This is a genomic window from Pontimicrobium sp. MEBiC01747, from assembly GCF_053601635.1.
In genome coordinates, this window is sequence record NZ_JBSHNS010000001.1 from 1 (window position 1) to 673 (window position 673).

The window sequence follows — 673 nt, forward strand, 5'->3', positions numbered from 1 at the left end:
GGTTTTGATAGTTTATTGCATTTTTATAATAGCGAACATGTACAATACAAAGCTATTTCTAATGCTTTAATGGAGTATACCAATTGGTTCTCGGATAAATCCAGTCCCTATGTTGTAAAATGTAATGATACTTTATTAAACAAGCTAGACTCTAATAAAACACGTAAAGGGTTTACAGCTACCAATGTAGGATTTTATGGCCCTCAAGGTCGTATTTTAAGGCTTCCAATACAAGATAACAGTTTAAATGATAAATTAGCAAGTTTTAGCTATGAAGGTCGACCAATAACAAATCTAGAAATGGAAACTGCAGGTATTTACGGCTTATCTTCACTTTTAGGACATAAAGCACTATCTATGAATGCTATTATTGCTAACAGAGCCACTGGTGAGTTTAGCGATAATCCTAAAGCTGTGGTTGAAGATTTAATTCTTTATACTTTAAATAAATTAGTAGAGTAAGTATTTTTTCATTTATTAAGAAAATAGTAAAAAAAGGCACTCGCTTTCTCGAGTTATAGATATGAAACAAATTAATATTGGAGGCGTTCCAGAACATTTTAATTTAGCTTGGTATTTAGGTTTAAAAAACGGCGAATACAAAGAAAAAGACATCAATTTACGTTGGAAAGATTATTTTGGCGGAACTGGTGCTATGTGTAAAGGACTTCGT

At 31.8% G+C, this 673-nt stretch carries 2 pseudogenes; both read left to right on the forward strand.

Annotated elements, in window-relative coordinates:
- A pseudogene (locus tag ACVC2P_RS00005) lies at window positions 1-462 on the forward strand (phosphorylase); the annotation flags it as partial.
- Between the two features lie 61 nt (window positions 463-523).
- Window positions 524-673: pseudogene (locus tag ACVC2P_RS00010) on the forward strand (ABC transporter substrate-binding protein); the annotation flags it as partial.